Origin of the sequence: Burkholderia sp. WAC0059, assembly GCF_002870125.1 — a bacterium.
GTDB lineage: Bacteria > Pseudomonadota > Gammaproteobacteria > Burkholderiales > Burkholderiaceae > Paraburkholderia.
Genome location: NZ_PNEO01000010.1, coordinates 54277 through 79020, shown reverse-complemented (window position 1 = coordinate 79020; position 24744 = coordinate 54277). Strand labels below are relative to the sequence as shown.

General features: G+C 69.4%; 26 protein-coding genes and 4 tRNA genes. 14 read left to right on the top strand and 16 right to left on the bottom strand.

Annotated elements, in window-relative coordinates; translation table 11 throughout:
• Positions 1–7 precede the first annotated feature (7 nt).
• From CY652_RS12160 to CY652_RS12125, 8 genes are read right to left on the bottom strand one after another with little or no spacing between them, the layout of a single operon-like run.
• Positions 8–949: an ACP S-malonyltransferase gene (locus CY652_RS12160; protein WP_102131062.1), complete on the bottom strand. Its 942-nt coding sequence runs from the start codon at positions 947–949 to the stop codon at positions 8–10.
• On the bottom strand, positions 946–1611 hold the full coding sequence (locus CY652_RS12155) for a malonate decarboxylase holo-ACP synthase (RefSeq protein WP_102130964.1): 666 nt from the start codon (positions 1609–1611) through the stop codon (positions 946–948). The genes CY652_RS12160 and CY652_RS12155 overlap by 4 nt, the downstream gene beginning before the upstream one ends.
• Before the next feature lie 7 nt (positions 1612–1618).
• Positions 1619–2446: a biotin-independent malonate decarboxylase subunit gamma gene (mdcE, locus tag CY652_RS12150; protein ID WP_102130963.1), complete on the bottom strand. Its 828-nt coding sequence runs from the start codon at positions 2444–2446 to the stop codon at positions 1619–1621.
• Positions 2443–3324: a biotin-independent malonate decarboxylase subunit beta gene (locus CY652_RS12145; RefSeq protein WP_102130962.1), complete on the bottom strand. Its 882-nt coding sequence runs from the start codon at positions 3322–3324 to the stop codon at positions 2443–2445. The genes mdcE and CY652_RS12145 overlap by 4 nt, the downstream gene beginning before the upstream one ends.
• Complete coding sequence (locus tag CY652_RS12140) at positions 3321–3668, bottom strand: malonate decarboxylase subunit delta (RefSeq protein WP_102130961.1); 348 nt, start codon at positions 3666–3668, stop codon at positions 3321–3323. Before CY652_RS12140 ends, CY652_RS12145 begins: the two co-directional genes overlap by 4 nt.
• Positions 3656–4672: a triphosphoribosyl-dephospho-CoA synthase gene (locus CY652_RS12135; RefSeq protein WP_102131061.1), complete on the bottom strand. Its 1017-nt coding sequence runs from the start codon at positions 4670–4672 to the stop codon at positions 3656–3658. The genes CY652_RS12140 and CY652_RS12135 overlap by 13 nt, the downstream gene beginning before the upstream one ends.
• An 8-nt stretch (positions 4673–4680) precedes the next feature.
• Positions 4681–6354 (bottom strand): malonate decarboxylase subunit alpha, encoded by a 1674-nt coding sequence (gene mdcA / locus CY652_RS12130; RefSeq protein ID WP_102130960.1) that lies wholly within the window; start codon positions 6352–6354, stop codon positions 4681–4683.
• Between the two features lie 8 nt (positions 6355–6362).
• Positions 6363–7154, bottom strand: coding sequence for a GntR family transcriptional regulator (locus CY652_RS12125; RefSeq protein ID WP_102130959.1), 792 nt, complete (start codon positions 7152–7154; stop codon positions 6363–6365).
• 178 nt (positions 7155–7332) lie between these two features.
• On the opposite strand from CY652_RS12125, the gene CY652_RS12120 reads away from it, so the two are divergent.
• Entirely contained in the window at positions 7333–8637 is a 1305-nt protein-coding gene (locus CY652_RS12120) for an MFS transporter (protein WP_102130958.1), read from the top strand.
• An 82-nt stretch (positions 8638–8719) separates the two neighbouring features.
• Here CY652_RS12120 and CY652_RS12115 read toward each other — a convergent pair whose 3' ends face one another.
• On the bottom strand, positions 8720–8977 hold the full coding sequence (locus tag CY652_RS12115) for a hypothetical protein (protein ID WP_146010080.1): 258 nt from the start codon (positions 8975–8977) through the stop codon (positions 8720–8722).
• 629 nt (positions 8978–9606) lie between these two features.
• Between CY652_RS12115 and CY652_RS12110 the strand changes: the two genes are divergently transcribed.
• From CY652_RS12110 to CY652_RS12095, 4 genes are all read left to right on the top strand, one after another.
• Positions 9607–9682: transfer RNA gene (locus CY652_RS12110), tRNA-Glu, on the top strand.
• Positions 9683–9754: 72 nt separating this feature from the next.
• Positions 9755–9831: transfer RNA gene (locus CY652_RS12105), tRNA-Asp, on the top strand.
• Positions 9832–9894: 63 nt separating this feature from the next.
• A tRNA-Glu gene (locus CY652_RS12100) sits at positions 9895–9970 on the top strand.
• 72 nt (positions 9971–10042) lie between these two features.
• Positions 10043–10119: transfer RNA gene (locus CY652_RS12095), tRNA-Asp, on the top strand.
• Positions 10120–10296: 177 nt separating this feature from the next.
• Here CY652_RS12095 and CY652_RS24000 read toward each other — a convergent pair.
• A complete protein-coding gene (locus CY652_RS24000; protein ID WP_146010079.1) occupies positions 10297–10614 on the bottom strand; it encodes a hypothetical protein in 318 nt (105 codons plus the stop codon).
• A gap of 121 nt (positions 10615–10735) precedes the next feature.
• Between CY652_RS24000 and CY652_RS12090 the strand changes: the two genes are divergently transcribed.
• A complete protein-coding gene (locus tag CY652_RS12090) occupies positions 10736–10984 on the top strand; it encodes a hypothetical protein (RefSeq protein ID WP_102130956.1) in 249 nt (82 codons plus the stop codon).
• Positions 10985–11107: 123 nt separating this feature from the next.
• Positions 11108–11572 (top strand): GNAT family N-acetyltransferase, encoded by a 465-nt coding sequence (locus CY652_RS12085; RefSeq protein ID WP_102130955.1) that lies wholly within the window; start codon positions 11108–11110, stop codon positions 11570–11572.
• Here CY652_RS12085 and CY652_RS12080 read toward each other — a convergent pair.
• Positions 11537–12526 (bottom strand): AraC family transcriptional regulator, encoded by a 990-nt coding sequence (locus CY652_RS12080; protein ID WP_102130954.1) that lies wholly within the window; start codon positions 12524–12526, stop codon positions 11537–11539. The two genes, CY652_RS12085 and CY652_RS12080, sit on opposite strands and share 36 nt — an antisense overlap.
• Positions 12527–12624: 98 nt before the next feature.
• On the opposite strand from CY652_RS12080, the gene CY652_RS12075 reads away from it, so the two are divergent.
• Entirely contained in the window at positions 12625–13047 is a 423-nt protein-coding gene (locus CY652_RS12075) for a gamma-glutamylcyclotransferase family protein (RefSeq protein WP_102130953.1), read from the top strand.
• A gap of 138 nt (positions 13048–13185) precedes the next feature.
• Here the strand turns inward: CY652_RS12075 and aceB are convergent, their stop codons facing one another.
• Positions 13186–14778: a malate synthase A gene (gene aceB, locus CY652_RS12070; RefSeq protein ID WP_102130952.1), complete on the bottom strand. Its 1593-nt coding sequence runs from the start codon at positions 14776–14778 to the stop codon at positions 13186–13188.
• A gap of 164 nt (positions 14779–14942) precedes the next feature.
• On the opposite strand from aceB, the gene CY652_RS12065 reads away from it, so the two are divergent.
• Positions 14943–15851: a LysR family transcriptional regulator gene (locus tag CY652_RS12065; protein ID WP_102130951.1), complete on the top strand. Its 909-nt coding sequence runs from the start codon at positions 14943–14945 to the stop codon at positions 15849–15851.
• Positions 15852–16012: 161 nt separating this feature from the next.
• Entirely contained in the window at positions 16013–16447 is a 435-nt protein-coding gene (locus tag CY652_RS12060) for a universal stress protein (protein ID WP_102130950.1), read from the top strand.
• A 121-nt stretch (positions 16448–16568) separates the two neighbouring features.
• Here the strand turns inward: CY652_RS12060 and CY652_RS12055 are convergent, their stop codons facing one another.
• Positions 16569–18269: a DEAD/DEAH box helicase gene (locus CY652_RS12055; RefSeq protein WP_102130949.1), complete on the bottom strand. Its 1701-nt coding sequence runs from the start codon at positions 18267–18269 to the stop codon at positions 16569–16571.
• Positions 18270–18738: 469 nt separating this feature from the next.
• Positions 18739–19008, bottom strand: a complete 270-nt coding sequence (locus tag CY652_RS12050) for an acyl-CoA-binding protein (protein WP_102131060.1) — start codon at positions 19006–19008, stop codon at positions 18739–18741.
• A 135-nt stretch (positions 19009–19143) separates the two neighbouring features.
• Here CY652_RS12050 and tsaB point away from each other — a divergent pair, with 135 nt between their 5' ends.
• Genes tsaB through CY652_RS12030 form a run of 4 tightly spaced genes read left to right on the top strand, consistent with a single transcriptional unit; the run spans position 19144 to position 22391 of the window.
• The gene (gene tsaB, locus CY652_RS12045) at positions 19144–19923 is read left to right on the top strand and encodes a tRNA (adenosine(37)-N6)-threonylcarbamoyltransferase complex dimerization subunit type 1 TsaB (protein ID WP_102130948.1); all 780 of its coding nucleotides are present in this window, start codon (positions 19144–19146) and stop codon (positions 19921–19923) included.
• On the top strand, positions 19920–20414 hold the full coding sequence (gene rimI / locus CY652_RS12040; protein ID WP_102130947.1) for a ribosomal protein S18-alanine N-acetyltransferase: 495 nt from the start codon (positions 19920–19922) through the stop codon (positions 20412–20414). Before tsaB ends, rimI begins: the two co-directional genes overlap by 4 nt.
• Complete coding sequence (locus CY652_RS12035; protein ID WP_102130946.1) at positions 20401–21369, top strand: uracil-DNA glycosylase; 969 nt, start codon at positions 20401–20403, stop codon at positions 21367–21369. Before rimI ends, CY652_RS12035 begins: the two co-directional genes overlap by 14 nt.
• A complete protein-coding gene (locus tag CY652_RS12030; protein WP_102130945.1) occupies positions 21366–22391 on the top strand; it encodes a DUF1853 family protein in 1026 nt (341 codons plus the stop codon). Before CY652_RS12035 ends, CY652_RS12030 begins: the two co-directional genes overlap by 4 nt.
• 53 nt (positions 22392–22444) lie before the next feature.
• On the opposite strand, the gene thiD is transcribed toward CY652_RS12030, so the two are convergent.
• Both thiD and lplT read right to left on the bottom strand, forming a co-directional pair.
• Positions 22445–23254 (bottom strand): bifunctional hydroxymethylpyrimidine kinase/phosphomethylpyrimidine kinase, encoded by an 810-nt coding sequence (gene thiD, locus CY652_RS12025; RefSeq protein ID WP_102130944.1) that lies wholly within the window; start codon positions 23252–23254, stop codon positions 22445–22447.
• 77 nt (positions 23255–23331) lie between these two features.
• Complete coding sequence (gene lplT / locus CY652_RS12020) at positions 23332–24642, bottom strand: lysophospholipid transporter LplT (protein ID WP_102130943.1); 1311 nt, start codon at positions 24640–24642, stop codon at positions 23332–23334.
• Positions 24643–24744: the final 102 nt, after the last annotated feature.

The following is a 24744-nucleotide window of genomic DNA, read 5'->3' as shown; positions in this document are numbered from 1 at the left end:
GCGAGGCTCAGGCGCCCGCCGTTTCGAGGCGCCGCCTGACGACGGCGGCGAGCCGGTCCAGCGGCAGCGTCGATGCCGCGAGCGCCGTCACGTCGGGATAATGCTCGCGCGCGATGTCGGTCAGCACCTGGGCCGGCGGCGCCTCGACGAACACGGTCGCGCCCGCTTCGATCATGACCGTCAGCGCGTCGAACCAGCGTACCGTGTGGCGCATGTTGGTGGCGAGGTCGTCGCGGATCGCCTCGCCGGTATGAAGCGGGCGGGCGCCGCGATTGCCGACGTAGGTGCCGTGCGGCGCGCGAAACGGCACGTCGCGCGCATAGGCCGCGAGCGTGCCCGTCGCCTCGTCGAGCAGTTCGCAGTGCGAGGGCACCGCCACGTCGAGCCGCTGCGCCCGGCGCGCGCCCGCGGCGAGCGCGCGCGCGACGAACGCGTCGAGCGACGCATCCGAGCCCGCCATCACGATCTGGCGCGGCGAGTTGACGTTCGCGACGTAGACGCGCGAGCCGTCTTCGCGCGCCTGCGCGTCGGCGAGCGCTTCGATCTGCGTCTCGCCGAGACCGACCACGGCAGCCAATCCATAACCCGACGGCCAGGCGCGCTCCATCAACCGGGCGCGTTCGCGAACCATGCGCAGCGCGTCGTCGAAGGCGACGGCGCCGCTGTTCACCGCCGCCGCGTAGGCGCCCACCGAGAGCCCGGCGTTGAACTGCGGCACGAGTCCTTCGCAGGCGAGCGCGCGCGCCACGGCGACGCCCGCCACGACGAGTCCGATCTGCACGGCGACGGTCGAGCGCAGCGCCTCGGCGGTGTCGAGCGCGAGCACGTCGACGCCGAGCGTGGCGCAGGCTTCGTCGAGCGTGTCTTGCACGGCCCGATGCGACGGCAGGGCGTGGAGAAAGCCCGGGCTTTGCGCGCCCTGGCCCGGAAAGACGCAGGCGAGCGTCATGGCGCGCGCCACGGGTCGGCGCTCAGGTAGGGGCCGTCGGCGCCGCGCACGAGCACCCGCGGCTTGTCCGCCGCGAGTTCGGCGAGCGCGACGCCGCCCGCGGGCGTTTCGAGCTGGGCGTCGATGCGCACGTGCGCGGTGCGGGCGGCACGGTCGAGCGCATCGAGCAGCGCGCGAGCGGTATCGGGATCGCAGCGCCGCGGCATGCGGATCAGCAGATCGAGGTCGCTCGACGCCTGGACGGCGGGCGTGCGCGCGGCAAGTTCGAACCCCGCGCTGCCGGTCGGCCCCCAGGCGAAGGCATGCAGCGGCGAGGCCGGCGCGTCGCGCAACGCGGCGAGCGCGGCGAAGGCGGGCAGGGCGGCGCGATCCGCGAGCGGGGCGAGGGCGACGAGGTCCTCGGGCGAGTACGCGGCCTCGACGTCGTCGGCGTCGAGCCAGGCGGCGAGGCGCTCGGCGCGCGTTGTGCCGCGCAGCCCCACGGCCACGCGTCCGGGCGCGGCGCGCGCGCGGCGCACGACGGCGAACGGGGCGCGGGCGAAGGCGTCGCGCAGCCAGGCGGGCGCCTCGCCGTCGACGGCCGGCAACCGTCTCGCGCGCAGCAGGTCGTGCGCGCGCCAGCGCGCGTTCACGATGGCCGGCGTGTCATCCTCGTCGCGCATCGGCGGATCAGCCCGCGTTCCATTGCTGCGCGAGCCGGCGCCGGACCTCGATCGACGCCGCGCGCGTGCGCTGCGCCGCCTCCTGGCGCAGCCGATGCGAGAGGTCGCGCGTCGCGTCGGCGCGCGCGTCGCGCACCATCGCGGCGAGCACGGCGCGCACGCGCTCGATCTGCGCGGCATCGGGCGCGTCGGCGTCCACGCCCTCGATCAGCGCGTCGAGCAGGCCGAGCTTCGCGAACGAGGCCATCGAATACGACATCGGCACGATCGTCTCGCCGAGCGCGTCGAGTGCCTCGACGCTGCGCCGCGTCACGCGCGCGGCCGCTTCTTTCCCCATCGCGTGGACCAGCGTGCCCGGCGCGTCGAGCGCGACGATCCGGTTGGCCTGGTAGCCGTGCGAGAGGAACGCGCCCGACATCGCCGGGCCGACGATCAGCGCGACGACCGGGTGGCCGGCCAGGCGCGCGCTCGCATAGGCGTCGACGGCCGAGGCGCAGGCGAGGTGGATGCCGAGCATTTCCTCGCGATAGCCGTAGGCCTGGCTCTTCACGTCGACGATCGCGACGATCGGGCGGCGCGCGTCGGTTGCCGCGTCCTGCCCGATCGCGTCGCGCACGGCCTGCGCGAGCCGCCAGCCCTGTTCGAGGCCGACGACGTTCTCTCTCGCGCGCGGAAAGCGGTTTGCAGCGTCGGGCACGACCGCGATGAAACGCGCGGTCTCGCCGCCGAGCGGCGCGTCGGCCTGCCAGACCGGCGCGGCCGTCGCGCTTTCGCCCGCCAGCGCGCGCAGCCAGCGCGCGCCGCGGCTCGTTGCGAGGTCGGTGCTGTCGTTCATGCTGCGCCTCCGTTCGGGGTCCGGGCGGCGGCCGGAAACGCCGCGCGCATCGTTTCGGGCGTCGCGTTGGCTGGATCGATCTGCGCGAGACGCGCCAGATACGTCTCGATCTGCTCGCTGCGATGCGCGGCGCGCCCGCCGGTTGAAAAGGCCGTGCGCACGGCGTCGCGCACGGCGTCCGCGGCGTCCTCGACGAGCGCGTCGGCAAAGCCCGTGCGCGCGCGCTGCTCGCCGCCGATCAGTTGCCAGATGCGGCGCCGGTCGCTCGCGTCGAGCTCGTCGATGCCGGCTTCCTGCTCGATCACTTCCGGCCCGTTCATGCCGAGCCGGCCCTGCTTCGTCATGACGAGAAACGAGCAGAGGCCCGCGGCGAGCGACATGCCGCCGAAGCAGCCGACCATGCCGGCCACCACGCCGACGACGGGGACGTGGCGCCGCAACGCGACGATCGCCGCCTGGATCTCGGCGATGACGGCGAGGCCGAGATTGGCCTCCTGCAGGCGCACGCCGCCGGTTTCGAACAGGACGACGGGCCGCACGAGCGTGCCGCGCTCGCAGTCCGCGAGCGCGAGCTCGAGCGCCGCCGCGATCTTGCTGCCGGCAACCTCGCCGATGCTGCCGCCCTGGAATGCCGACTCGATCGCGGCGACGACGGCCGGTTCGCCGTCGATCGTGCCGCGCGCGATCACGACGCCGTCGTCGGCCTGGCAGACGATGCCCTGCAACGGCAGCCACGGCGATTCGAGGTGATCGAACGGGCCGAGCAGTTCGCGGAACGTGCCGGCGTCGAGCAGCGCGCGCGAGCGCTCGCGCGCCGACAGTTCGATGAAGCTCTCGCGCAGCAGCGTGCGCGGCTGGACGGTTTCGACGGTGCTCATGATCGGGTGCCTCCCGGCGTGGCGTTTCCGTTCGCTTCGGCTGTCGCCTCGGCGGTTTCAGCGGCTTCGACCGCTTCGGCGAGCCGTAGCGCGACGACGCCCGGCGTGGCCCCGAAGTCGTTGATCTCGATGAGCGCGGCGCCGTCGTAGCGCGAGAAGAAGCGGTCGAGCACGCGCTGCCAGATGTGCCCGTAGCCGTCGACGCTCGTGTGGACGACGACGCGCGAGCGCATCGCGCCGGCCGGCTGCAGCAGCACTTCGAGGTCGCCGGAGCCGACGACGCCGACGTGCGCGCGCGCCGTCACGGCGCGCTGCGCGGGGTAATCGAAGGTCAGTTGTTCCATGAGACGGTTCCCGGTTCGAGGCGGCGCGCGACGAGCGCGTCGAGAAAGAGCGTCGCGGCCAGCAGGTCGGCCGCGCCGCCCGGCGAAGCGTTGAGCGCGAGTAGCGTGCGCTCGAGTGCGTCGAACGCGTCGCGTCCCGCGCGAGTCGCGATGCCGCCGAGCGCGCGCACGCGGCGTGCCCCCCGCTGCGCGGCAGCGAGGCCGGCGAGGCCCGCGCGGTGCAGCAGGCAGGTGTCGTCGAGCGACGACATGATCGCGAGCAGCGCATCGAGGCGCGCCGTGTTTTCGTCGTGGCCGTCGGCGCGGGCCCGGTGCAGGGCGGGCAGGCCGACGTGGAGCGCGTGCGGAAAGCCTTCCTGCGCCTCGCGGCGCGCGCCGCCCACGCGGTAGCGGCGGCGCGCCCGCTCGCCGTGGCTGTCGGTCGGCACGGCGAGACGGTCGTCGAAGCGGGCGATCTGCGCGCCGAGTGTGCAGATCGCGTCGATGGTGCCGATGGCGTCGATCCGCGCGGCGCGGGCGGCGGGCACGGCGAGTATGGGCGACATCGCCGCGCCGGCCACGAGCAGCCCGACGATCCAGATCGCGCCGCGGTGCGCGTTGCTGCCGTTCGTCGCGCGCAGCATCGCGGCTTCGCCGGCACGGCCGAGGCGCGCCAGTTCCGTGCGCAGCGCAACGCCCGGCGCGGCGCCGCGCGAGGCGCGCGCGAGCGCCCGGAACGTGGGCGCGAGCGCATGGGCCGAGCGCAGCATCGTCGCGAGATCGAGGTCGTGGTGCGCGCCGCTGCCGCGCGCATCGACGAGCGCGGGCTTGGGCGTGAGGCGCGCCTCGTCGGTCAGCGCGTCGATCGCGAGACGCGCGAGCAGGGCGTCGTGCGCCTCGCGTCGGCCGCACGGCTCGCGCGTCTCGTCCGATGCGCGCGCATCGGGGCACGGGCGTCCTGCGCCGGCCCGTTCGCAGACGGGCGGCGCGGCATCGGTTCGGGGCGGAGCGGCAGGCGCGCGCATGACGTTCTTCACCAACTGCGAAAACGCGCCGGCGGCTCGTAGAGCCCGCCGGACCAGGTGACGAGATCGTCGATGCTGCGCGCGGCCAGCAGCGAGCGCTTCGCGTCGCCGCGTCGGATGCCGAGGTCCTCGGGATACTGGACGATGCCGCGCCGGCGCAGGTCGGCGGTTTTCTCCGGCTGCGCGCGCTGGCCGATCGGCGTGACGCCGGCGACGGCCGCGAGCGCCGCGCGCCGCTCGTCGACGCCTTGCGCGCGATGCAGATGCGCAATGCCTTCCTCGGTGACGACGTGGCTCACGTCGTCGCCGTAGATCATCACGGGCGCGACGGGCATGCCGCTCTTGCGGCCCACGGCGACGGCGTCGAGTTCGTCGACGAAGGTCGGTTCGCCGCCTTTCTTCCAGGTCTCCGCGAGCTGCACGACGAGCTTCTGGCCGCGCGAGACCGGCCCCGCATCCTTGAGCAGCTTGAGCCAGGCCTCGCTCGCGTGGCGCCGCCCGCGCGGGTCGTGTCCCATGTTCGGCGCGCCGCCGAAGCCCGCGAGCCGTCCGCGCGTGACCGTCGAGGAATTCGCGTCCGCGTCGATCTGCAGCGTCGAGCCGATGAAGAGATCGACGCCGTACTGTCCCGCCATCTGGCAGAGCACGCGGTTCGAGCGCAGGCTGCCGTCCGAGCCCGTGAAAAACACGTCGGGTCGCGCGGCGATGTAGCCTTCCATGCCGACCTCACTGCCGAAGCAGTGCACGCTCTCGACCCAGCCCGACTCGATGGCCGGGATCAGCGTGGGATGCGGGTTGAGCGTCCAGTTGCGGCAGATCTTGCCCTTGAGCCCGAGCGATTCGCCGTAGGTGGGCAGCAGCAACTCAATTGCAGCGGTGTCGAAGCCGATGCCGTGGTTCAGCGACGTGATGCCGTAGGGCGCGTAGATGCCCTTGATGACCAGCATCGCGGTCAGCACCTGCAGGTCGCCGATGTGGCGCGGGTCGCGCGTGAAGAGCGGCTCGACCGCGAACGGCCGGTCCGCCTGCACGACGAGGTCGACCCACGAGCCGGGAATGTCCACGCGCGGCAGCGTGTCGACGATCTCGTTGACCTGCACGATCACGATGCCCTGGCTGAACGCGGCGGCCTCGGCGATGGTCGGCGTGTCCTCGGTGTTCGCGCCCGTGTAGAGATTGCCGTGGCGATCGGCCTTTTCCGCGCACAGCAGCGCGACCTGCGGAATCAGGTCGACGAACATCCGCGCATAGAGCTCGACGTAGGTGTGGATGGCGCCGACCTCGAGCTGGCCGTCTTCGAGCAGTTGCGCGACGCGCAGGCTCTGGGCGCCCGCGTAGGAAAAGTCGACGCGATGCGCGATGCCGCGCTCGAACAGCGTCAGGTGCTCGGGGCGGCTGATGCTCGAGATCAGCAGATGCACGTCGTGCACCTTCGCCGGATCGACCCGCGCGAACGCGCGCGAGAGGAAATCGGCCTGCTTCTGGTTGTCGCCTTCGAGCGCGACGCGGTCTCCCGGACGGATCAGCAGTTCGAGCGCGTCGGTCATGCGGGCGGCGGGCAGCACGCCGTCCTCGAGCCAGCCGGCGACGGCCGCGAGACGGCGGTGCTTCTCGTCGCGTCGCGTGGTCCACGAACGGGTCGGCTGCGGCGACGGGGATGGGGTGGTGGCGGTAGGCGTCATCGGCGTATTCAACTCCGGGTGCGGGACGGCGGCGCGCGTCGCTTCGGCGGGCGCCGCTTCGTGTCGGCAGATGCATCGGCGGATGCGTCGGGTTCGGTGCCGGCGTCGAGCACGCTGCAGATCAGCTCGCCGGTGCCGAGCAGGTGGGCTGCCACGAGCGATTGCGCGGCGGCGACGTCGCGGCGCTTCACGGCGGCGAGGAGGGCCGCGTGCTCGGCGTCGGACTCGCGCTTGTAGTCCGGAAAGCCGAACTTGAGCCGCAGATAGCGCTCGCCGCGCCGGTGCAGCGTTTCGAGCATGTCGAGCAACTGGGGCCGGCGGCAGGGCGCGTAGAGGCTCATGTGGAACGCCTCGTTGCGCGCGACGTAGCGCGACGGATCGCGCTCGCGTTTTGCTGCGTCGCACAGCGCGCGCGCCTCGCGCAGCGAGGCGTCGGTGTGATGCGGGATGGCGAGGCCGAGCGCGAGGCTTTCGAGCGCCGAGCGGATCTCGTAGATTTCGCGCACCTCGCCCGTGGAGAGCGACGCGACGCTCGCGCCCTTGTGCACTTCGATCTTCGCCCAGCCTTCGCTGGCGAGCTGGCGCAGCGCCTCGCGCACGGGAATTGCGCTCACCGAGAAGTGACGGGCGATCGCGTCCTGACGCAGCGGCGCGCCGGGCGCGAGCGCGCCCTCGACGATCGCCGCGCGCAGCGCGTCCGCGACCATCCTCGACGTGCTGGTGCGCGGCGCCGCAGCAACCGGCAGACCGTTCGTCACGCCCGCGCGCTCCAGGGGAAAACCATTCGTTGCGTCGCTCATGGGATCAAATATTATATATAAAACGAAGCCGGCGCCAGCCGGACAGGCCCGCGCCAGACGGGCCGTATCAGGAGGAGGCGCGCCGCGGACGCAAGGTCCGTGGTGGGCTGCGCGGTTGGGCCCCGTGTCTTGTTCGGGCACCGCCATCGATAACCGTAGCACCGCAGAGAGGAGCATCATGAATTCGATCACCGAGCCTGCGCGCGGCGCGCGCGGGCGCACGCGCACGCGGCTCAACCGCTCGCAGATCGCCGGTTTCTGGGGCGCATGGGCGGGCTGGACGCTCGACGGCATGGATTCGTTCATCTACGCGCTCGTGCTGACGCCGGCGCTCACCGAACTGCTGCCGCGCTCGGGCTATGCGCCGACGGCGGGTCACGTCGGGCTCGCGGGCTCGATCCTGTTCGCGCTGTTTCTCGTCGGCTGGGGGCTGTCGTTTATCTGGGGGCCGCTGGCCGATCGTTTCGGCCGCACGCGCGTGCTCGCCGGCACGATCTTCATGTTCGCGGTCTTCACGGGGCTCGCGGCGACCGCGCAGAACGTCTGGGAGCTCGGCTTCTACCGCTTTCTCGCGGGCGTCGGGATCGGCGGCGAGTGGGCGCTGGCGGGCACCTACGTGGCCGAGTCGTGGCCCGAGGACCGCCGCAAGATGGGCGCGGGCTATTTGCAGACGGGTTATTACGCAGGCTTTTTCCTTGCCGCGGCGCTCAACTACACGATCGGCGTGCATTACGGCTGGCGCGCGATGTTCCTGACCGGCGCCGTGCCCGTCGTCGTCGCGATTCTCGTGCTACTGCGCGTGAAGGAGCCGGAGAAGTGGCAGAAGGTCGACGCACGCGTCGTGCGCAGCCGGCCGCTGCGCGAGATTTTCGCGCCGGCCTACCGGCGCCGCACCTGGGCCGCCAGCATTCTGCTGACGATCGCGATCATCGGGCTGTGGGCTGGCGCCGTCTACGAGCCGTCGGCCGTGATCCAGCTCGCGACGAAGGCGGGGGCGAGCAAACCCGACGCGATCCGCACGGCCTCGATCGCGACGGGGCTGTTGTCCGTCGCGACGATCCTCGGCTGTCTCGCGCTGCCGCCGCTTGCCGAACGCATCGGTCGCCGCTGGACGCTGGCGATCTATTTCGTCGGCATGGCCGTGTCGATCGTCGGCAGCTTCGGCTGGGCCTACTACCTGCCGAACGGGCTCGCGCCGTTCATTGCGTGGCTCGTCGTGCTCGGCTTCTTCGGCGGCAACTTCGCACTCTTCAGCCTCTGGTTGCCCGAGCAGTTCGAGACGCGTGTGCGCGCGACCGCGTTCGCGTTCTGCACGTCGTTCGGCCGCTTCGTCGGTGCGGGCGTGAACTTTCTGCTCGGCGCGGCGGTGCTGAACATGCACACGCTCGGCGTGCCCGTGGCGCTGACGGCGATCGCGTTCGTGGTCGGACTGTTCGTCATTCCGTTCGCGCCGGAGACGAAGGGCGAGGTGTTGCCCGAGTGAGCCGACGGCGCGCGGGTCGCGTCGATCGATCGCGCACATGGCGATGACGCATGGCCCGCGCCGTCGCGACGGCGCGGGCCGCTCAGCAGACGGACGGCGCGATCGTGGCCGAAAGCCGGATGGTGAGCGGGGCGAGCACGCTCGCCGCGCGTTCGAGACAGATCCAGCGCTGGCCGACGGGCTGCAACGGGTCGGCGTCGTGCAGCCATTGCGTGCCGCAAAGGCCGCAACAGTAGCGCGTCAACACGACGGGCCGGCGAAGCATGGGACGCAGTTTGCGGGGGCTGCCGAACAGCGAGAGGGCGGAGTGGGGTGAGCTGGCATCCGGTTGTTTGAGCATCCGGTTGCACAGGGAGCAGCGCATCGTGAAGAGGCAGGGTGGCAACGAGGGCTGAATCGTAGCATGAGCGCGACGGCCGGATGGGCGATGGCCGTGTCCGTAGGCCGGACGATGCGCGGCGCACGATGAGAACGTGCTCGATGCACGCTCGGCGAGCGCGGCATGCCGGTCTCGAATGCCTCCGGATGGGGCGCCTTTGGCCGTGTCCTTAGTCCTGTCTTCGGCCCTTGTATTTGCCCCTGTCTTTGCACCTGTCCTTGACCTCTTGCGCCATGCCCAGCCTGCTTCGGCAAATCGAAAATGCTTGCGCGGGCCCGGCGTGGCTGCGTATAATCGCCGACTTCGCTGACGATGGTTTCGCAGTCGATTTCCGCGATTTATGCGGGAAAGCACGGCAAAACGCAGGAAGCACTTCACAAGACTTTCCGGCAAATATCTGCGTTCGGCGGTGGCTGCCGGTGGTTAGAGGTGGTTAAGAGGTTGTGCGTGCCGGTTGTAGCGAACGCATGAGCTGCGCAAAGAAGGGTCCGAAGAAAGGGCTTCACAATGCGCGGTAAAGCAGCTAGAATGTCGTTCTTCGCTGTTGACGAAAGTTGGCAGCGGGTACGAGACAAATCTGCAAAGATTATGTCCCCTTCGTCTAGAGGCCTAGGACATCACCCTTTCACGGTGAGTACAGGGGTTCGAATCCCCTAGGGGACGCCAGACTTCGCGGCGCCATGAGCATGGAGCCGCAGCATGCGGAAAACGACCGACGTCCGCGTGTGTGTCGAAACTGGAGCGGTAGTTCAGTTGGTTAGAATACCGGCCTGTCACGCCGGGGGTCGCGGGTTCGAGTCCCGTCCGCTCCGCCAGATAAGCCCGTTCAAGTATGCTTGAGCGGGCTTTTTAATTAAAGGTGTAAGCCTTGGGTTGCGGTCCCCTTCGTCTAGAGGCCCAGGACATCACCCTTTCACGGTGAGTACAGGGGTTCGAATCCCCTAGGGGACGCCAGACATTCGCAGTGCCATGCAATGGCGCCGCGCCATGCGGGAAACGACCGACGCCCGCATGCGTATCGAGACTGGAGCGGTAGTTCAGTTGGTTAGAATACCGGCCTGTCACGCCGGGGGTCGCGGGTTCGAGTCCCGTCCGCTCCGCCAGTCAAATTAAAGGGTTACGTCGAATGCGACGTAACCCTTTTGTGTTTTCCGGGCGCCGTGTCCTGGATTTGTCCTGAATCGCCCGGTTGAAGCCACGATTGTCCGGCCGGCGATAGCCAAACCCGGTGCCGGCGTGCCCGCTTGCCGTCTCGCTCCCTTTCCATCTCCTCGTGGCACTTATCTGCGCGCCGCATCGGGCGGGTCATCGCCGCAACCGCAGATTTCCGACCGGGAAACGAAATGACGTCCGCCTACGCGAAACGCCGTTTTCAGGTCCGATTTCCTCTCCACTATGCTCTGGTCGTCGAGGCGCGGGCGCGAGAGGGCGTTTAAGCGTTCCCGGGAACGATCTTCTTCGCCTTCTTCGCCCGGCAATTCGACGATCCGCCATGACTGAACCGAACTTTGAAAACAGGAGCTCGAGATGGGAAATGTTTCTAGTAACACAATCCATAGCGGGAATGAACGCGTGCCCGGCGGGTGGCCGAGCGACACGGACACTTTCCGGAGCCGCAGTTCGGGTCCGTCCTCGCGGTCTTCCACGCGAAGCTACAGTACGCGGCAGACCGCCTCATCCTCGCTGCAGCACATGCCCGTAAAGTCCGGCCGTTCGCGGATGCCCGACTCGGAGGAGCGTAGCGCTGCGCTCGACAACCATTTCTCCGAACAGAACTACAACCGCCACCGGCAAGATTTGATGCCAGCCATGGTTCAGGAGGCGGGAACCGACCGTATCCAGTGGGTTCCGGTTAACGACCGTCGGCATCCCAACTTCATCGGCCAGAACGGCAGTGGCTCCGTGTCGAAGCCGCCCACGAACGGCGGCCTGTATCCCGAGTGGAAGGCGCCGAAGGGCATGCGTTGACGGCCGGGGCGATCCCGTCCACTTTCGCGCCCGGACTCCGCGCTCCTCCGGCTTCCATTGCTGGCGGGCGCGCGGTACCTTAACGTCTATCCGGAATGACCTGGCCGACTCATAATTTTGCCTATGTTCGCCCTGAACGATCTCTCGTCGCGATTCCATTTGCGTGCCGCCGGCATGGACGATTCCGCGTTCGCCGAAACGCTGACGCGCACCAACATGGTCGGCTACTACACTCGCCATCGTCTGACCTGGGCCGGCGAGTTCTTTCTGGCCAGTTATCGTCAATCGGAGAATTACATTCTCGAATCTGACGGCGAGCCGATCGGCCTGTTGCGCCTGACCGAGGAAGGCGACTCGCTCCATATCCGCGACCTGCAGATCGCGAGCGGATACCGCGGGCAGGGCGCGGGCACGTTCCTGCTCAACACCTCGCATCGCTGGGCGCGCGAGCGCGGGCTGCGCGAACTGCAGTTGCGGGTGTTCGTCGACAATCCCGCGGCCCGTCTTTACTGGCGCATGGGCTATCGGCTCGCCGGGCCGCGGCTCGCGCAGCTAGGCCTGATCCGTCATATGACCCGGTCGGTCTGAACGCGTCCCGTCCCGTTTCTCTTGCCGGTTGCCGTCGTCGTCCCTGACGCCGGACAACCCCAAGTCGTCGTCCGTTTTCTTCTCCCTTTCCCGGGCCTTGCCGGCGGTTGTTTCGTGTCCATCCGTATCCGTGCGACCGTCGGCGTGAGGCGCGTTGCCCGGTGCGATGAACGCGCGGGGGCTTTGTCCGAAGGCGCGCCGGAACATCGCGGAAAACGCGCTCTGGCTGCGGTAGCCCAGCGTCTCGGCGATGAACGACATCGGCTTGCCCTGGTTGAGGAGCGGGATGGCGCGGGCGAGGATTGCCTGTTGCCGCCAGTGCGAAAAACTCAGGCCGAGCTCCTGCCGAAAGAGCCGCGCGATCGTGCGGGAGCTCGCGCCGACCTGCGCGGCCCAATGCTCGAGCGAGCCGGGATGGGCCGGATCGGCGAGCAGCGCTTCGCAGAGGGCGCGCAGGCGTTTTTCCCGCGGCATCGGCACGGCAAGCGGCAGCGGCGCCGACCGTATGATTTCATCGAGCGCGAGCGTGCAGAGCAGCCGTTCGCGCGCGTGGGGCAAATCCCGCACGTCGAGCGCCGCGATGGCCTCGCGCAGCAGGCCCGAGACCTCGACCACGCGGCAGGCCGCGAGCTCGCGAGGCACGATCGATTCGTCGACGTAGAGCGTGCGCAGAAAGGCCTCTTCGACGATCAGGACTTCGTGGGTCACGCGCGGCGGTATCCAGATGGCGCGCGAGGGCGGCACCATCCACGTCGTGCCCGGCGTCGTCACGCGCAGCACGCCGCGCGAGGCGTAGGCCAGTTGCGCCCAGCCGTGCGTGTGCTCCGCGATGCGCACGCTGTCCGGCATCGGCCGCGAGCGCACGCGGATCGGATGCGTGCGCGTGGGCTCGAACTCCGGCGGGATGTCGTTGAAATCGGTGCGGCGCGGCGTAGTGCGGGCGGACGAAGGCATGAGGGTGCGGCGGGGACGCGGGCTTTTGCTATTGTAGGCGTTCGCGTCGGGCCGCCGGCTTCACGCGGACCGACAATTCGAGGGGGGTGTGCGGGACCATGCGATACGTATTCGTCTACGGTACGTTGCGGGCGGGCGAAATCAACGACATCGGCGTCGCGGCCGCGCGTGCCGGCATCGCCGCGCCGAAGCGGGTGGGGCAAGCCGCCGTGGCCGGGCGGCTGTTCGATTTCGGCGCCTATCCGGGGCTCGTCGTCGGGGAGGGTAACGCGCGCGTGGTGGGCGACGTCTATGGGATCGAAAACGCTCTCGTCGCCGTGCTCGACGAAATCGAGGAGGTGTATCCGGGCGTGGAGGGCCTGTTCCTCGCGCGGGAGATCGTCGTCGAGATCGACGGCCGCGGCGTGCCGTGCCTCTTTTACCCGGTCGCGCGCGAGTCGGTGGCCGGGCTGCCCGAGATTCCCGGCGGCGACTGGGTCGCGTACCGGCGGGCGCGGGATTCGGGCGGCGGCCCGGATTGATCCCCGGGCGATTCACGAGCCGTTCGCGGGTGCTGCGCCGGTGATTTACGCGATGCCTCGGGGGTAACGATCCGCCCGAAGCATCGCGGCCGCCCGCACCCCGCCTGGCCGAGGCGGGCGGGCGCAAGGCGGCTTTCGTCAGATTTCCTCGTAGAGCGGCAGCGTCAGGAATGCCGTGAAGGTGTCGGCCGTCGACATCTGTTCGAAGATTTGCGCGGCGCGATCGTAGGGCTTCGTGTCGCCGCCGACCACGGCCTTCACCTTCGCGAGCTCCTGCGCAATCAGCTCGCGCACGAGTTCGGCGCTAACCTTGCGGCCGTCGTCGAGCTTGCCTTTAGGCGAGCGCAGCCACTGCCAGACCTGCGAGCGCGAGATTTCGGCCGTCGCGGCGTCTTCCATCAGGTTGTGGATCGGCACGCAGCCGTTGCCCGCGAGCCACGAGCCGAGGTAGTGAATGCCGACGTTGATGTTGTTGCGCAGGCCGTTTTCGGTGATCGGCGCTTCGGGGCGGAAGTCGAGCAGGTCCTTCGCCGACACCTTCACGTCGTCGCGCTGCTTCGCGATCTGATTCGGCTTCTCGCCGAGTACCTTGACGAATTCTTCCATCGCGATCGGCACGAGGCCCGGGTGCGCGACCCAGCCGCCGTCGTAGCCGTCGGTCGCGTCGCGAGCCTTGTCCGCGCGCACGCCGCCCATCGCCTTTTCGTTGGCGGCCGGATCGTTCCTGATCGGGATGAGCGCGCTCATCCCGCCGATGGCCGGCGCGTTGCGGCGGTGGCAGGTCCGGAGCAGTTCGAGCGCGTAGGCGCGCATGAACGGCACCGTCATCGTGATCTGCGCACGGTCCGCGAGGCAGAAGTCCCCGTCGCTGCGGAACTTCTTGATGGCCGAGAAGATGTAGTCCCAGCGGCCCGCGTTCAGGCCGGCGCTGTGTTCGCGCAGCTCGTAGAGGATCTCGTCCATCTCGAACGTGGCGAGGATCGTCTCGACGAGCACGGTGGCGCGGATCGTGCCGCGCGGGATGTCGAGCGCTGCCTGCGCGGCGACGAACACGTCGTTCCAGAGCCGCGCTTCGAGATGGCTTTCCAGCTTCGGCAGGTAGAAGTAGGGGCCGCTGCCGCGCGCGAGCAGTTCCTTCGCGTTGTGGAACAGGTAGAGCGCGAAGTCGAAGATCCCGCCCGAGACGCGCTGGCCGTCCACGCTCACGTGCTTCTCGTCGAGGTGCCAGCCGCGCGGGCGCACGATCAGCGTGGCGGTCTTCTCGTTGAGCCGGTACGACTTGCCGTTCTGCTCGAGCGAGATCGTGCGGCGCACGGCGTCGCGCAGATTGATCTGGCCGGTGATCTGGTTGTCCCAGTTCGGCGTGTTCGAATCCTCGAAGTCGGTCATGTAGGCATCGGCGCCCGAGTTCAGCGCGTTGATGATCATCTTGCGCTCGACCGGGCCCGTGATCTCGACGCGCCGGCATTCGAGGTCCAGCGGCAGCGGGGCGATCTTCCAGTCGCCCTCGCGGACGGACTTCGTCCCGGGCAGGAAGTCGGGGCGCTCGCCCGCGTCGAGGCGCTGCGTGCGCGCCTCGCGCGCCGTCAGCAATGCCTGGCGGCGCGGCTCGAACGCGCGATGCAACTGCGCGACGAGCGCGAGCGCCGCCGGCGTGAGGATCGTTTCGAAGCCGGGCCGGATGTTTCCGGTGATCTGCATGCCCTGGGGCAGTGACAACGTGTTCGCCATGATGGCTCCCTGATCGGTTGGGTTCAAAGATCGAGAGGCATCTTATTCGTGATGGGAGTCGCTATAAATAAATCAGAACGCACTTGATCTTTTACTTTTAAGAACATAATCTGCGATCCGTTCAATCCCTTCAATCCCGTTCCGCCTGTTTTCGTACCCGCCCGATGGACCGTTTCAAGCAGATCGAGACCTTCGCCGCCGTGGCGGCGAGAGGGAGCCTGTCGGCCGTCGCCCAGGCCGAAGGCGTGGCGCCCGCCGTGATCGGCCGCCGGATCGACGCGCTCGAGGCGCGTCTCGGCGTCAAGCTGCTGGTGCGCACCACGCGCCGCATCACGCTGACCTTCGAGGGCTCGGCATTCCTCGAGGACTGTCAGCGCATCATCCAGGACATGCAGGACGCCGAGTCGAGCGTCTCGGCCGGCGGCGTGCGGGCGAGCGGGCATTTGCGCGTGTCCGCGCCGGCCGGTTTCGGCCGCCGCCACGTGGCGCCGCTCGTGCCCGAGTTCACGCGCGAGCATCCGGACGTCACGATCACGCTCGACCTGTCGGACCGGATGGTCGATCTCGTCAACGAGGGGTTCGATTGCGCCGTGCGGCTCGGCGAGCTGCCCGACTCGTCGCTGGTGTCGCTGCGGCTCGGCGAGAACCGGCGCGTCTGCGTGGCCGCGCCGCCCTACCTGAAGGCGCGCGGCACGCCCGTCACGCTTGCCGATCTCGCGCGTCACAACTGCCTTGCGCTCGGCGCGAGCGCGAACCAGCAGCGCGGCTGGACGTTCCGGCAGGACGGCAAGGTGGTGTCGGTCCGCGTCTCGGGCACGGTGGAATGCTCGGACGGCGCGGTCCTGCGCGAGTGGTGCCTCGACGGACGCGGGCTCGCCTGGCGTTCGTGGTGGGAGGTGGGCGAGGACATCGCCGCGGGTCGGCTCGTGAGCGTGCTCGACGCGTTCGAGGCGCCGCCGGTCGGCATCCACGCGGTGTTTGCGCAGCGCCGGCATTTGCCGCTGCGAGTCCGGCTCTTTCTCGATCTTCTCAAGCATACCTACGGACATCCCGATTACTGGGGCCAGGGCTAACGCGCCCTGTTCGCGCGAACGACGCATCGACGCCATCGGGAATACACGCATGGGCGCGCTGCCGCGCGCGCGGGCACACTACAATCCAGTCGCGGAGAAGACCGGCCGGACGATCCGGGGCCGGGTTGCCGCATAGCCGCTGTCGAACACGGAGACGCCCCATGTTCAAGCACATCCTGCTGCCGACCGACGGCTCGGACCTGTCGAGGAAGGCCGTCGACGGCGCGCTCGACTTCGCGCGCACGGTCGGCGCGCGCGTGACCGCTTACGCATGCCTGCCGCAGTATCCGTGCTCGCCGTATTCGGACGTCGCCATCGAGCCGCCGGGCGACTTTCAGCGGCGCAGCGAACACGAGGCGCGCACGCATCTGAGTGAGGTGGAGGAGGCCGCGCGTCATGCCGGCGTCGATTGCCGCAGCCGGACTAGCGTGCATCCGTCGCCGTGGCTCGGCATCATCGAGGCCGCCGAGCACGGCGGCTGCGACGTCATCTTCATGGCTTCGCACGGGCGGCGGGGGCTCGGCAGCCTGTTGATCGGCAGCGAGACGCAGCGCGTGCTGAGCCACACGAAGATTCCGGTGATCGTCTACCGGTAGAACGGCGCGTATCGCGCGAGACGGCGAGAAATGAAAAAAACCGGCGCCCTGTGTGAACAGGGCGCCGGTCTTTTATCGAGGATGACGAATCTTTCCGCGTCGAGGATGCCTTGCGGGCGGATCAGCTATCCCGACGGGGACCGCGCGGGTTGTCGTTGCGTCGCGCGCCGTAGCCGCCGTCGCGCGAACGGCCGAACCCTTCGCGCGGACCCTGGCCGCTGCGCGGCGCATTGCCGGTATTGCCCGCGTTGCCGCGCGCGCCGTAGCCGCCATCGCGCGACTGGCCGCCGAAGCCGCCGCTGCGCGCGCCGGCCTCGGCCTGCTTGCCGCTCCAGCCGCCGCGTCCGCCGCCGTTGCCGGCATTGCCATAGCCGCCCGGCTTGCCGCCGTTACCGCTGCCGTAGCGCCGTCCGTTGCCGCCGCCGTTGCCATTGCCACCGGGCCGGCCGCGGCCGAAGCCGCCGCGATTGTTCGCCGGGGGCGCCTTGCGCGGCTCGAAGCCTTCGACGATGTTGACGGGCAGGGTCAAGTGCACGAAGCGCTCGATGCGCTTGAGCGCGCCCTGCTCGGCGTGATGCACGAGGCTCACCGCGATGCCCGAGCGTCCCGCGCGGCCCGTGCGGCCGATGCGGTGCACGTAGTCTTCGGCGAACTTCGGCAGGTCGTAGTTGAACACGTGCGTGATGCCGGGGATGTCGATGCCGCGCGCGGCGACGTCGGTCGCGACGAGCACGCGCACGCGGCGCTCGCGCAGCGCCTTGATGGTGCGATTGCGCGCGCCCTGGGGCAGGTCGCCGTGCAGCGCGGCGGTCTCGAAGCCCGCGTCCGCGAGACGGCCGGCGAGCTGGTCGGCGTCCATCTTCGTGGCCGTGAACACGATGGCCTGGTCGAGGCCCGAGTCGCGCAGCAGGTGGTCGAGCAGGCGGTTCTTGTGGTCGCGGTCGTCGACGTAGTGCACCGTCTGCGCGATGTTCGTGCGCGACTCGAGCCGCTGCAGGATTTCGATGCGCTCGGGGTTCCTGAGCAGGCGGCCCGTGAGCGAGCCGATCTTGCCGTCGAGCGTGGCCGAGAACAGCATGGTCTGGCGCGTTTCGGGCGTCGCCGCGACGATCGTCTCGATGTCGTCGATGAAGCCCATGTCGAGCATCCGGTCGGCTTCGTCGAGCACGAGCATTTGCAGTTGCGAGAGGTCGATGCGGCCGCGCTCGAGGTGATCGAGCAGGCGGCCCGGCGTCGCGACGAGAATCTCGGGGTTCTTCGCGAGCAGCATCAACTGCTGGCCGTAGGCCACGCCGCCGAGAATGCTGACGGTGCGCAGGCGGCGCAGATGCTTGCCGTAGGCCGAGGCGGCCGTCGTCACCTGCATGGCGAGTTCGCGCGTGGGCGTGAGCACGAGCAGGCCGGGGCGCGCTACGGGTTGCGGGCCGCGCTGGCGGCGATCGCCCGCCGGATTGGCCGAATTCGCCGGACGCGGCTCGCGCGGCTGCGCGGCCTGGGTTTTCTGCAACTGGGCGAAACGCTCGATGGCCGGCAGCATGAATGCCGCGGTCTTGCCCGAGCCCGTCGGGCTCGACACGAGCAGGTCGCGGCCGGCGATCCCGGCCGGAATCGCGCGCTGCTGGACCGGCGTCGGCATCTTGTAGCCGGCGGCGGTCAGCGCGGAGACGATTTCGGGCGAAAGGCCGAGCGAGGCGAACGTCGGGCCTTCGGGCGTCGCTTCGACGGTGGCGTGATCGTCGTGCGTTGCGGGAGCTGCGTCGTCGGCGCCGAAGACCTGATCGGCGAGGGCGTTGAGCGGGCTGGGGGTATTGCTCGAAGTCATTGAAAATCCTTGGTACGCAGGAAATGAAACGTCGGCGCCAATCGGCATACCCTGGTCGTCGGATTCAGCGAGCAATGAAGCAGCGAGCAAATCGAAAAACGTGGGGCAACTCGCAACCACGGCGAGTTTTTTCGTTAGAAGCTGTATCGGATGCGACGCGCCGGAAGTGGCTTGTCGCCAGCCTGGTATATGACGGCCCGAAGGGCCACGGCAGGAGGGGACAGGTTCTAAACTGGATTGGAGCTTAACGCAACGAAGCGCGGATTCGGGACAGATCCGGTGAACCGGAGCGGCTCCGACCAAGCGCAGCCGCCATTATAAGGATTTTTGCTGCGCCGCGCCAGCGGGATGTTCGGGCAGCCGGCATTGCCTTCTCCGGCGCGTCCGGCCGCGCGCGAAAGCGCGAGGCGGAGCGGCGGGACGGCGGATGGGATGACTGACGCGGCGGGGGGCTTGCCGTGGATTTACTTTACGCGGCGCTGCCGTTTTTCAGCGCCTCGACGAGTTCGGCATAGCGTTGCTTGGCCGTGTTCTGCGGCGTGCCGCGCAGCGCCGCCCAGGCGTCGTGCTTGTATTTGGCGATGATGTCGGTAAGCCCGGGCGTGTCGCCGCGGGCGTCGCCGAGCGTCGCCTGCTTGAAGAGCGCATACAGACGCAAGAGCGTCAGGTTGCCCGGGCGCTCGGGCAGTTGTTTCACGTCTTCCTGGGCCTGCACGAACTGCACATCGACATCGCTCATGGTTTGCTCCATCTTGATCGACAGTGGAGACGATGGTAGCAGCGCAAATCGGCGTATGTCTGGAGTGATTCCTCCAGACCCGGCGTCGCGAGGCGGGCGCGCGGCTTGCAGGGGCGCCGCATTACAATAGCGGTCATGACAGAAACCGTGCTGCTTGCCCTCGATACTTCCACCGAGTTTTGTTCGGTCGCGTTGCTGCGCGCCGCCGCCGCGCCTGCCGACAGTGCGCCCGCGCCCGAACCTCGCGTGTGGGTCCGTCACGAAGCCACCGGCGCCGTATCCAGCACGCGGCTTCTGCCGGCCGTCGGCGAACTGTTCGAAGAGGCGGGGCTCGAACTGGCCCGGTGCGATGCCATCGCGTTCGGCGCCGGTCCCGGCTCGTTCACGGGATTGAGGACGGCGACGGGCGTCGCGCAGGGGTTGGCGTTCGGGCTCGACATTCCGGTCGTGCCGGTCGGCACGCTGCTCGTCTGCGCGGAAAGCGCGCGGTTGCGCGACCCGTCGGTCACGCGGGTGCTGGCGACGCTCGACGCACGCATGGACGAGGCCTACTGGGCCGACTATCGCTGGGACGAGGCGGCCGGAGAATGGCGCACGCTGCGGTCGGCCGCGCTCGACGCGCCGGAACAGATTCCCCCGCCCGACGCGCCGTTCACGCTGGCCGGCAATGCCGCGGCCGCGTTCGGTGCGCGGCTCGCCGCGGCGGCGCGGGCGAGGACGGTCGACGGCGAGGCGCTGCCTCATGCCCGGCCGCTTGCCTTCGCCGCGCTGCGGGCGCTGCGCGCCGGTCGGGCCGTGAGGGCCGATCAGGCGGCCCCGGAATACGTGCGCGACAAGGTCGCCCAGACGACGGCCGAGCGGCTGGCGGCCCGTTCCGCGAAGGCCGGCGAAGAAGGCGGCGAGGTCCGTCGATGAGCGGCGTGTTGCTGACCGACCGCTACATGGCGCAAATGACCGAAAGCGACCTCGACGAGGTGGTGCTGGTCGAGAAAGCCGCCTACGAATTCCCGTGGTCGCGCGGCAACTTCGAAGACTCGCTGCGCAACGGCTATTTCGGCGTCTGCATGCGGCACCTGACGGGTGCGCTGATCGGCTATTGCGTGCTGATGCCGGTCGTCGACGAAATGCATCTGCTCAATCTGTGCGTGGCGCCGGCCGCGCAGGGCGCCGGCGCCGGCCTCGCGCTGCTGCGCGAGGCGGCGCGGATTGCGCGCACCGCGAGACTCGAAGGACTGCTGCTCGAAGTGAGGCCGTCCAATCAACGGGCAATCCGGCTGTACGAGCAGTTCGGCTTCCTGTCGATCGGACGACGCAAGAATTATTATCCGGCCCGTTATCACAGCCGCGAGGATGCCATCGTGATGCGCTTTTCGTTTGCAGGGGAGGGCGCGAATGTCGCTCGATGAGATCGCGCTCGCCGAACTGGGGCTGATGCCGCGCTGGGTGAGCCGCGGACGCGCGCCGGCGGCGCAGAAGACCGGCGAATCGTCGTCGTCGCTCGCCGTCGCCGGGCGCGATGATGACGTGAGCGACGGAGCACGCGAGGACGCCTTGTCTGAACCGGCCGCCTTCGATGCGACGGTAGCGTCTGCGCGGGCGCCTTCGACGCCGTCCGTTGCGCGGCCGGAGGCGGGCACGAGGCCGCCGGCCGCCCCTAACGCCGCCAACCCGTCCGGGCCCGACGACGATTTCGCCTGGTTGGACGATCCCGCGGCGGCTCCCGAGGATCGCGCGCAGCCGGCGGATGCCGCCGCTCCGATCGCCGCCGACGCCTCTCGCAACGCCGTCGCCACGCTCGGCTGGGAAGAACTGGGCGAGCGCGTGGCCGCCTGTCAGCAATGCCGGCTCTGCGAGCGCCGCACCAACACCGTGTTCGGCGTCGGCGATCGCGAGGCCGAATGGATGCTGGTCGGCGAGGCGCCCGGCGAGAACGAGGACCGCCTGGGCGAACCGTTCGTCGGCCAGGCCGGCAAGCTGCTCGACAACATGCTGCACGCGCTCTCGCTTGCGCGCGGCAAGAACGTTTACATCGCGAACGTCATCAAGTGCCGGCCGCCCGGCAACCGCAATCCCGAGCCCGACGAAGTGATGCGCTGCGAGCCGTACCTGCAGCGCCAGGTCGCGCTCGTGCAGCCGAAGATCATCGTCGCGCTGGGCCGCTTCGCCGCGCAAAGCCTGTTGAAGACCGACGGCAGCATCGCGTCGCTGCGCGGCCGCGTGCACCGCTACGAGGGCGTGCCCGTGATCGTCACGTACCACCCGGCGTACCTGCTGCGCAGCCTCAACGACAAGTCCAAGGCCTGGACGGACCTGTGCCTCGCGCGCGACACCTGGCGCTCGGCGGGCGGCGGCGAGGGATGAACGCCGCCGGCCGCGCCGCCGATGCGTCGCCGGGCGTACCGTCGATCGCGGCCGGCCGGCTCGGGTCGCTGCGCGAGCCGGCCGTGCGCGATCTGGCCTGGCTTCTGTTCAGCCCCGATCTGCCCGATGCGCGGGAGCCGTCATGGCCGCTTGCGAAACCGCTCGACACGGATGCCGCCGTCGTCGCGGCGACGGACTGGCTGATCGACCTCGATCGGGACGCCGGCGCGCTGCGCGAGGCGCTGGCGCTCGCGCACCAGACCCGGCTCGGCCGCTACGCGGAATGTCTGCTCGGATGGTTTCTCCGGCATGGACCGGGCGCGCGGCTCGTGGCGGCCAACGTCGCGCTGCGCCGCGCCGGCCGCACGCTCGGCGAATGCGATTTCCTCGTGACGACGCCCGAGGGCCGGCGGCTGCATTGGGAGCTCGCGGTCAAGTGCTATCTCCATGCCGCGCCGGGCGAGGCGGAAAGCGGGACGCTGTCGGACTTCGTCGGCCCGAATTTGCAGGACCGTTTCGATCTGAAGCTCGCGCATCTGCTCGATCATCAGTTGCCGCTCAGCGCGCGCGAGGCGTTCGCCACGCTCGGCTACGACGGGCCCTGGGAGGCGCAGATGATCGTCAAGGGCTGGCTTTTCTATCGCGCCGGAGCAAACGGCGCCGTGGCGGGTGAGGCGGGCAAGGTCGGCGAGACGGAGCCGTCGACGCCGGTGCCCGGGCTTTCGCCGCGGCATCTGCGCGGATGGTGGGTGACGCATGCCGACTGGCCCCGGTTCGCCTCGCATCGCGCCGAAGCCTGGCGCGTGCTGCCGCGTCTCGAATGGCTGGCGCCGCGGCGCATGGCGGGCGAGGGCGCCTCGATGTCCGACGGCGCCGCGCTTTTCGCGGGGCTCGCGCATCCGCGCTCGCCCGTCATGGTGGCGGGCTTCGTCGCGCAGGACGGCGAGTGGCGCGAATGCTCACGCGGGTTCATCGTGCCCGACGACTGGCCCGCGCGGGCACAGGCCTTCGCGCGTCATTGAGCGCTTGAACGCCGGGCGTTCCTGGTCAGCCGGCCAAAAAACGACGAATCGCCTCACCACCAGCGGTAAAAGTGATGCACGGGCCCGACGCCCTGGCCGACCGTCAGCCGGCCGCTGGCCTCGATCGCCCCGGTCAGATAGTGCTTGGCCTGCGCGACCGCCGTCGCCAGATCGCCGCCGTGCTGCGGCAGCAGCGCCGCGATCGCGGACGACAGCGTGCAGCCGGTGCCGTGCGTGCTCTTCACGGCGATGCGCGCGCCGCCGAGCCGCAGCACGCCGCCTTCCTCGACGAGCCAGTCGGGACTGTCGGCGCTGTCGAGATGCCCGCCCTTCATCAGCACGGCCCGCGCGCCCCGCGCGCGCAGCGCCTCGCCCTGGCGGACCATGCCGGCCTCGTCGTCGGCCGGCGCCTCGCCGAGCAGCGCGGCGGCTTCGGGCAAATTCGGCGTCACGACCTCGGCGAGCGGCAGCAGCGCGTCGCGCAGGGCCGCGACGGCCTCGGGCGCGAGCAGCGCGTGGTTGCTCTTCGAGAGCATCACCGTGTCGAGCACGACGTGCGGCGGGCGATGGCGCTGCAGCGCGTCGGCCACGGCGCGCACGATGGCCGCGTTCGCGAGCATGCCGATCTTTACCGCGTCGATGCGGATGTCGTCGAACACCGCGTCCAGTTGGGCCGCGACGAACGCCGCGTCTCCCGCATGGACCGCGCGCACGCCGCGCGTGTTCTGCGCGGTCAGCGCGGTCACGACGCTCGCGCCGTAGGCGCCGAGCGCCGAGAAGGTTTTCAGGTCGGCCTGGATGCCGGCGCCGCCGCCGGAATCGGAGCCGGCGATGGTCAGAACGTTGGGAATGGTCGGGGTCATGGCGTGGGCGGCAACGCGGGGGGGACGGGACGGGCAGGCGGCGTGCGCGTGCCGCGGGACGGTTTTCGGGCCGCCGGTCAATGCCGGTGATTTTCTCCGATCAGCGCCACCGAGTCGAATGCGCGCTGGTTGGCCTGGTGGCGCCGCATCACGAGCCACATCATCAGGCAGACGAACGTGCCGAACAGGACGATGACGACGGTGACCGGCACGTCGAGCCAGACGAGCACGGCGTAGAGGCAGAGCATCACGAGCACCGAGAGGTTTTCGTTGAAGTTCTGCACGGCGATCGAGTGGCCGGCCGAGAGCAGGACGTGGCCGCGATGCTGCAAAAGCGCGTTCATCGGCACGACGAAAAAGCCGGACAGGCCGCCGACGATCATCAGGAAGAAATAGGAGAGGAGCAGATAGCCCGGCACGTACAGGCGGCCGACGTGCAGGCCCCAGTGCGGCGCGAACAGGTGGCGCGTGTAGAACGCCAGCAGCATGACCGAGACGCCCATCATGATGCCGACGGGCAGCACCGTGAGCGAGCGCTTGAGCGGCACGCGCGCGGCCGCGATGATGGCGCCGGCCGCGACGCCGGCGGCCACGACGGCCTGCAGGAGCGCGCCCTCGGAGAGCGAGAGGCCGAGCGAGACCTCGGCCCATTTGAGCACGATGAATTGCAGCGTGGCGCCCGCGCCCCAGAAGAGCGTCGTCACGGCGAGCGAGATCTGGCCGAGCTTGTCGCGCCAGAGCACGAGGAAGCAGCCGGCGAAATCGGTGACGAGCCGGATCGGTCCGTGCTCCTGGCGCGGATAGCGGGCGCCGGTGTCGGGAATGCGCAGGTTGAAGAGCGCGGCGACGATGTAGATCGCCATGATGACGATCATCGCCGCCTCGGCGGGCGTGCTGATCGAGGCGGGCGTGTGCCGGATGATGGGCGCGGCGATGTGCGGGTTGATGAGCGCGCCGCCGAGCACGGTGCCGAGAATGATCGAGCCGACCGTCGTGCCCTCGATCCAGCCGTTCGCGGCGACGAGGCGCTCGGGCGGCAGGAGCTCGGTGAGAATGCCGTATTTGGCGGGCGAGTAGGCGGCGGCGCCGAAGCCGACCACGCCGTAGGCGAAGAGCGGATGCGTGCCGGCCAGCATCATCGCGCAGCCGACGACCTTGATGGTGTTGGTGATGAACATGACGCGGCCCTTGGGGCGGGAGTCCGCGAACGCGCCGACGAAGGCGGCCAGAATGACGTAGGACAGGACGAAGAACAGCTTGAGCAGCGGGGTCATCCAGTTGGGGGCGTCAAGGTCTTTCAGCAGTGCGATGGCAGCGATCAGGAGCGCATTGTCGGCCAGCGACGAGAAAAACTGCGCGGCCATGATCGTGTAAAAACCTTTTTTCATCTGATGCGATGCTTTCCTCGCTGCGGTCCGTCCGCCCCGGCAGGGCCCTCGCCTGCCCGCTTATTCCGTTCGAAATGGGTTGTGCGCACGGCTTTATATCAC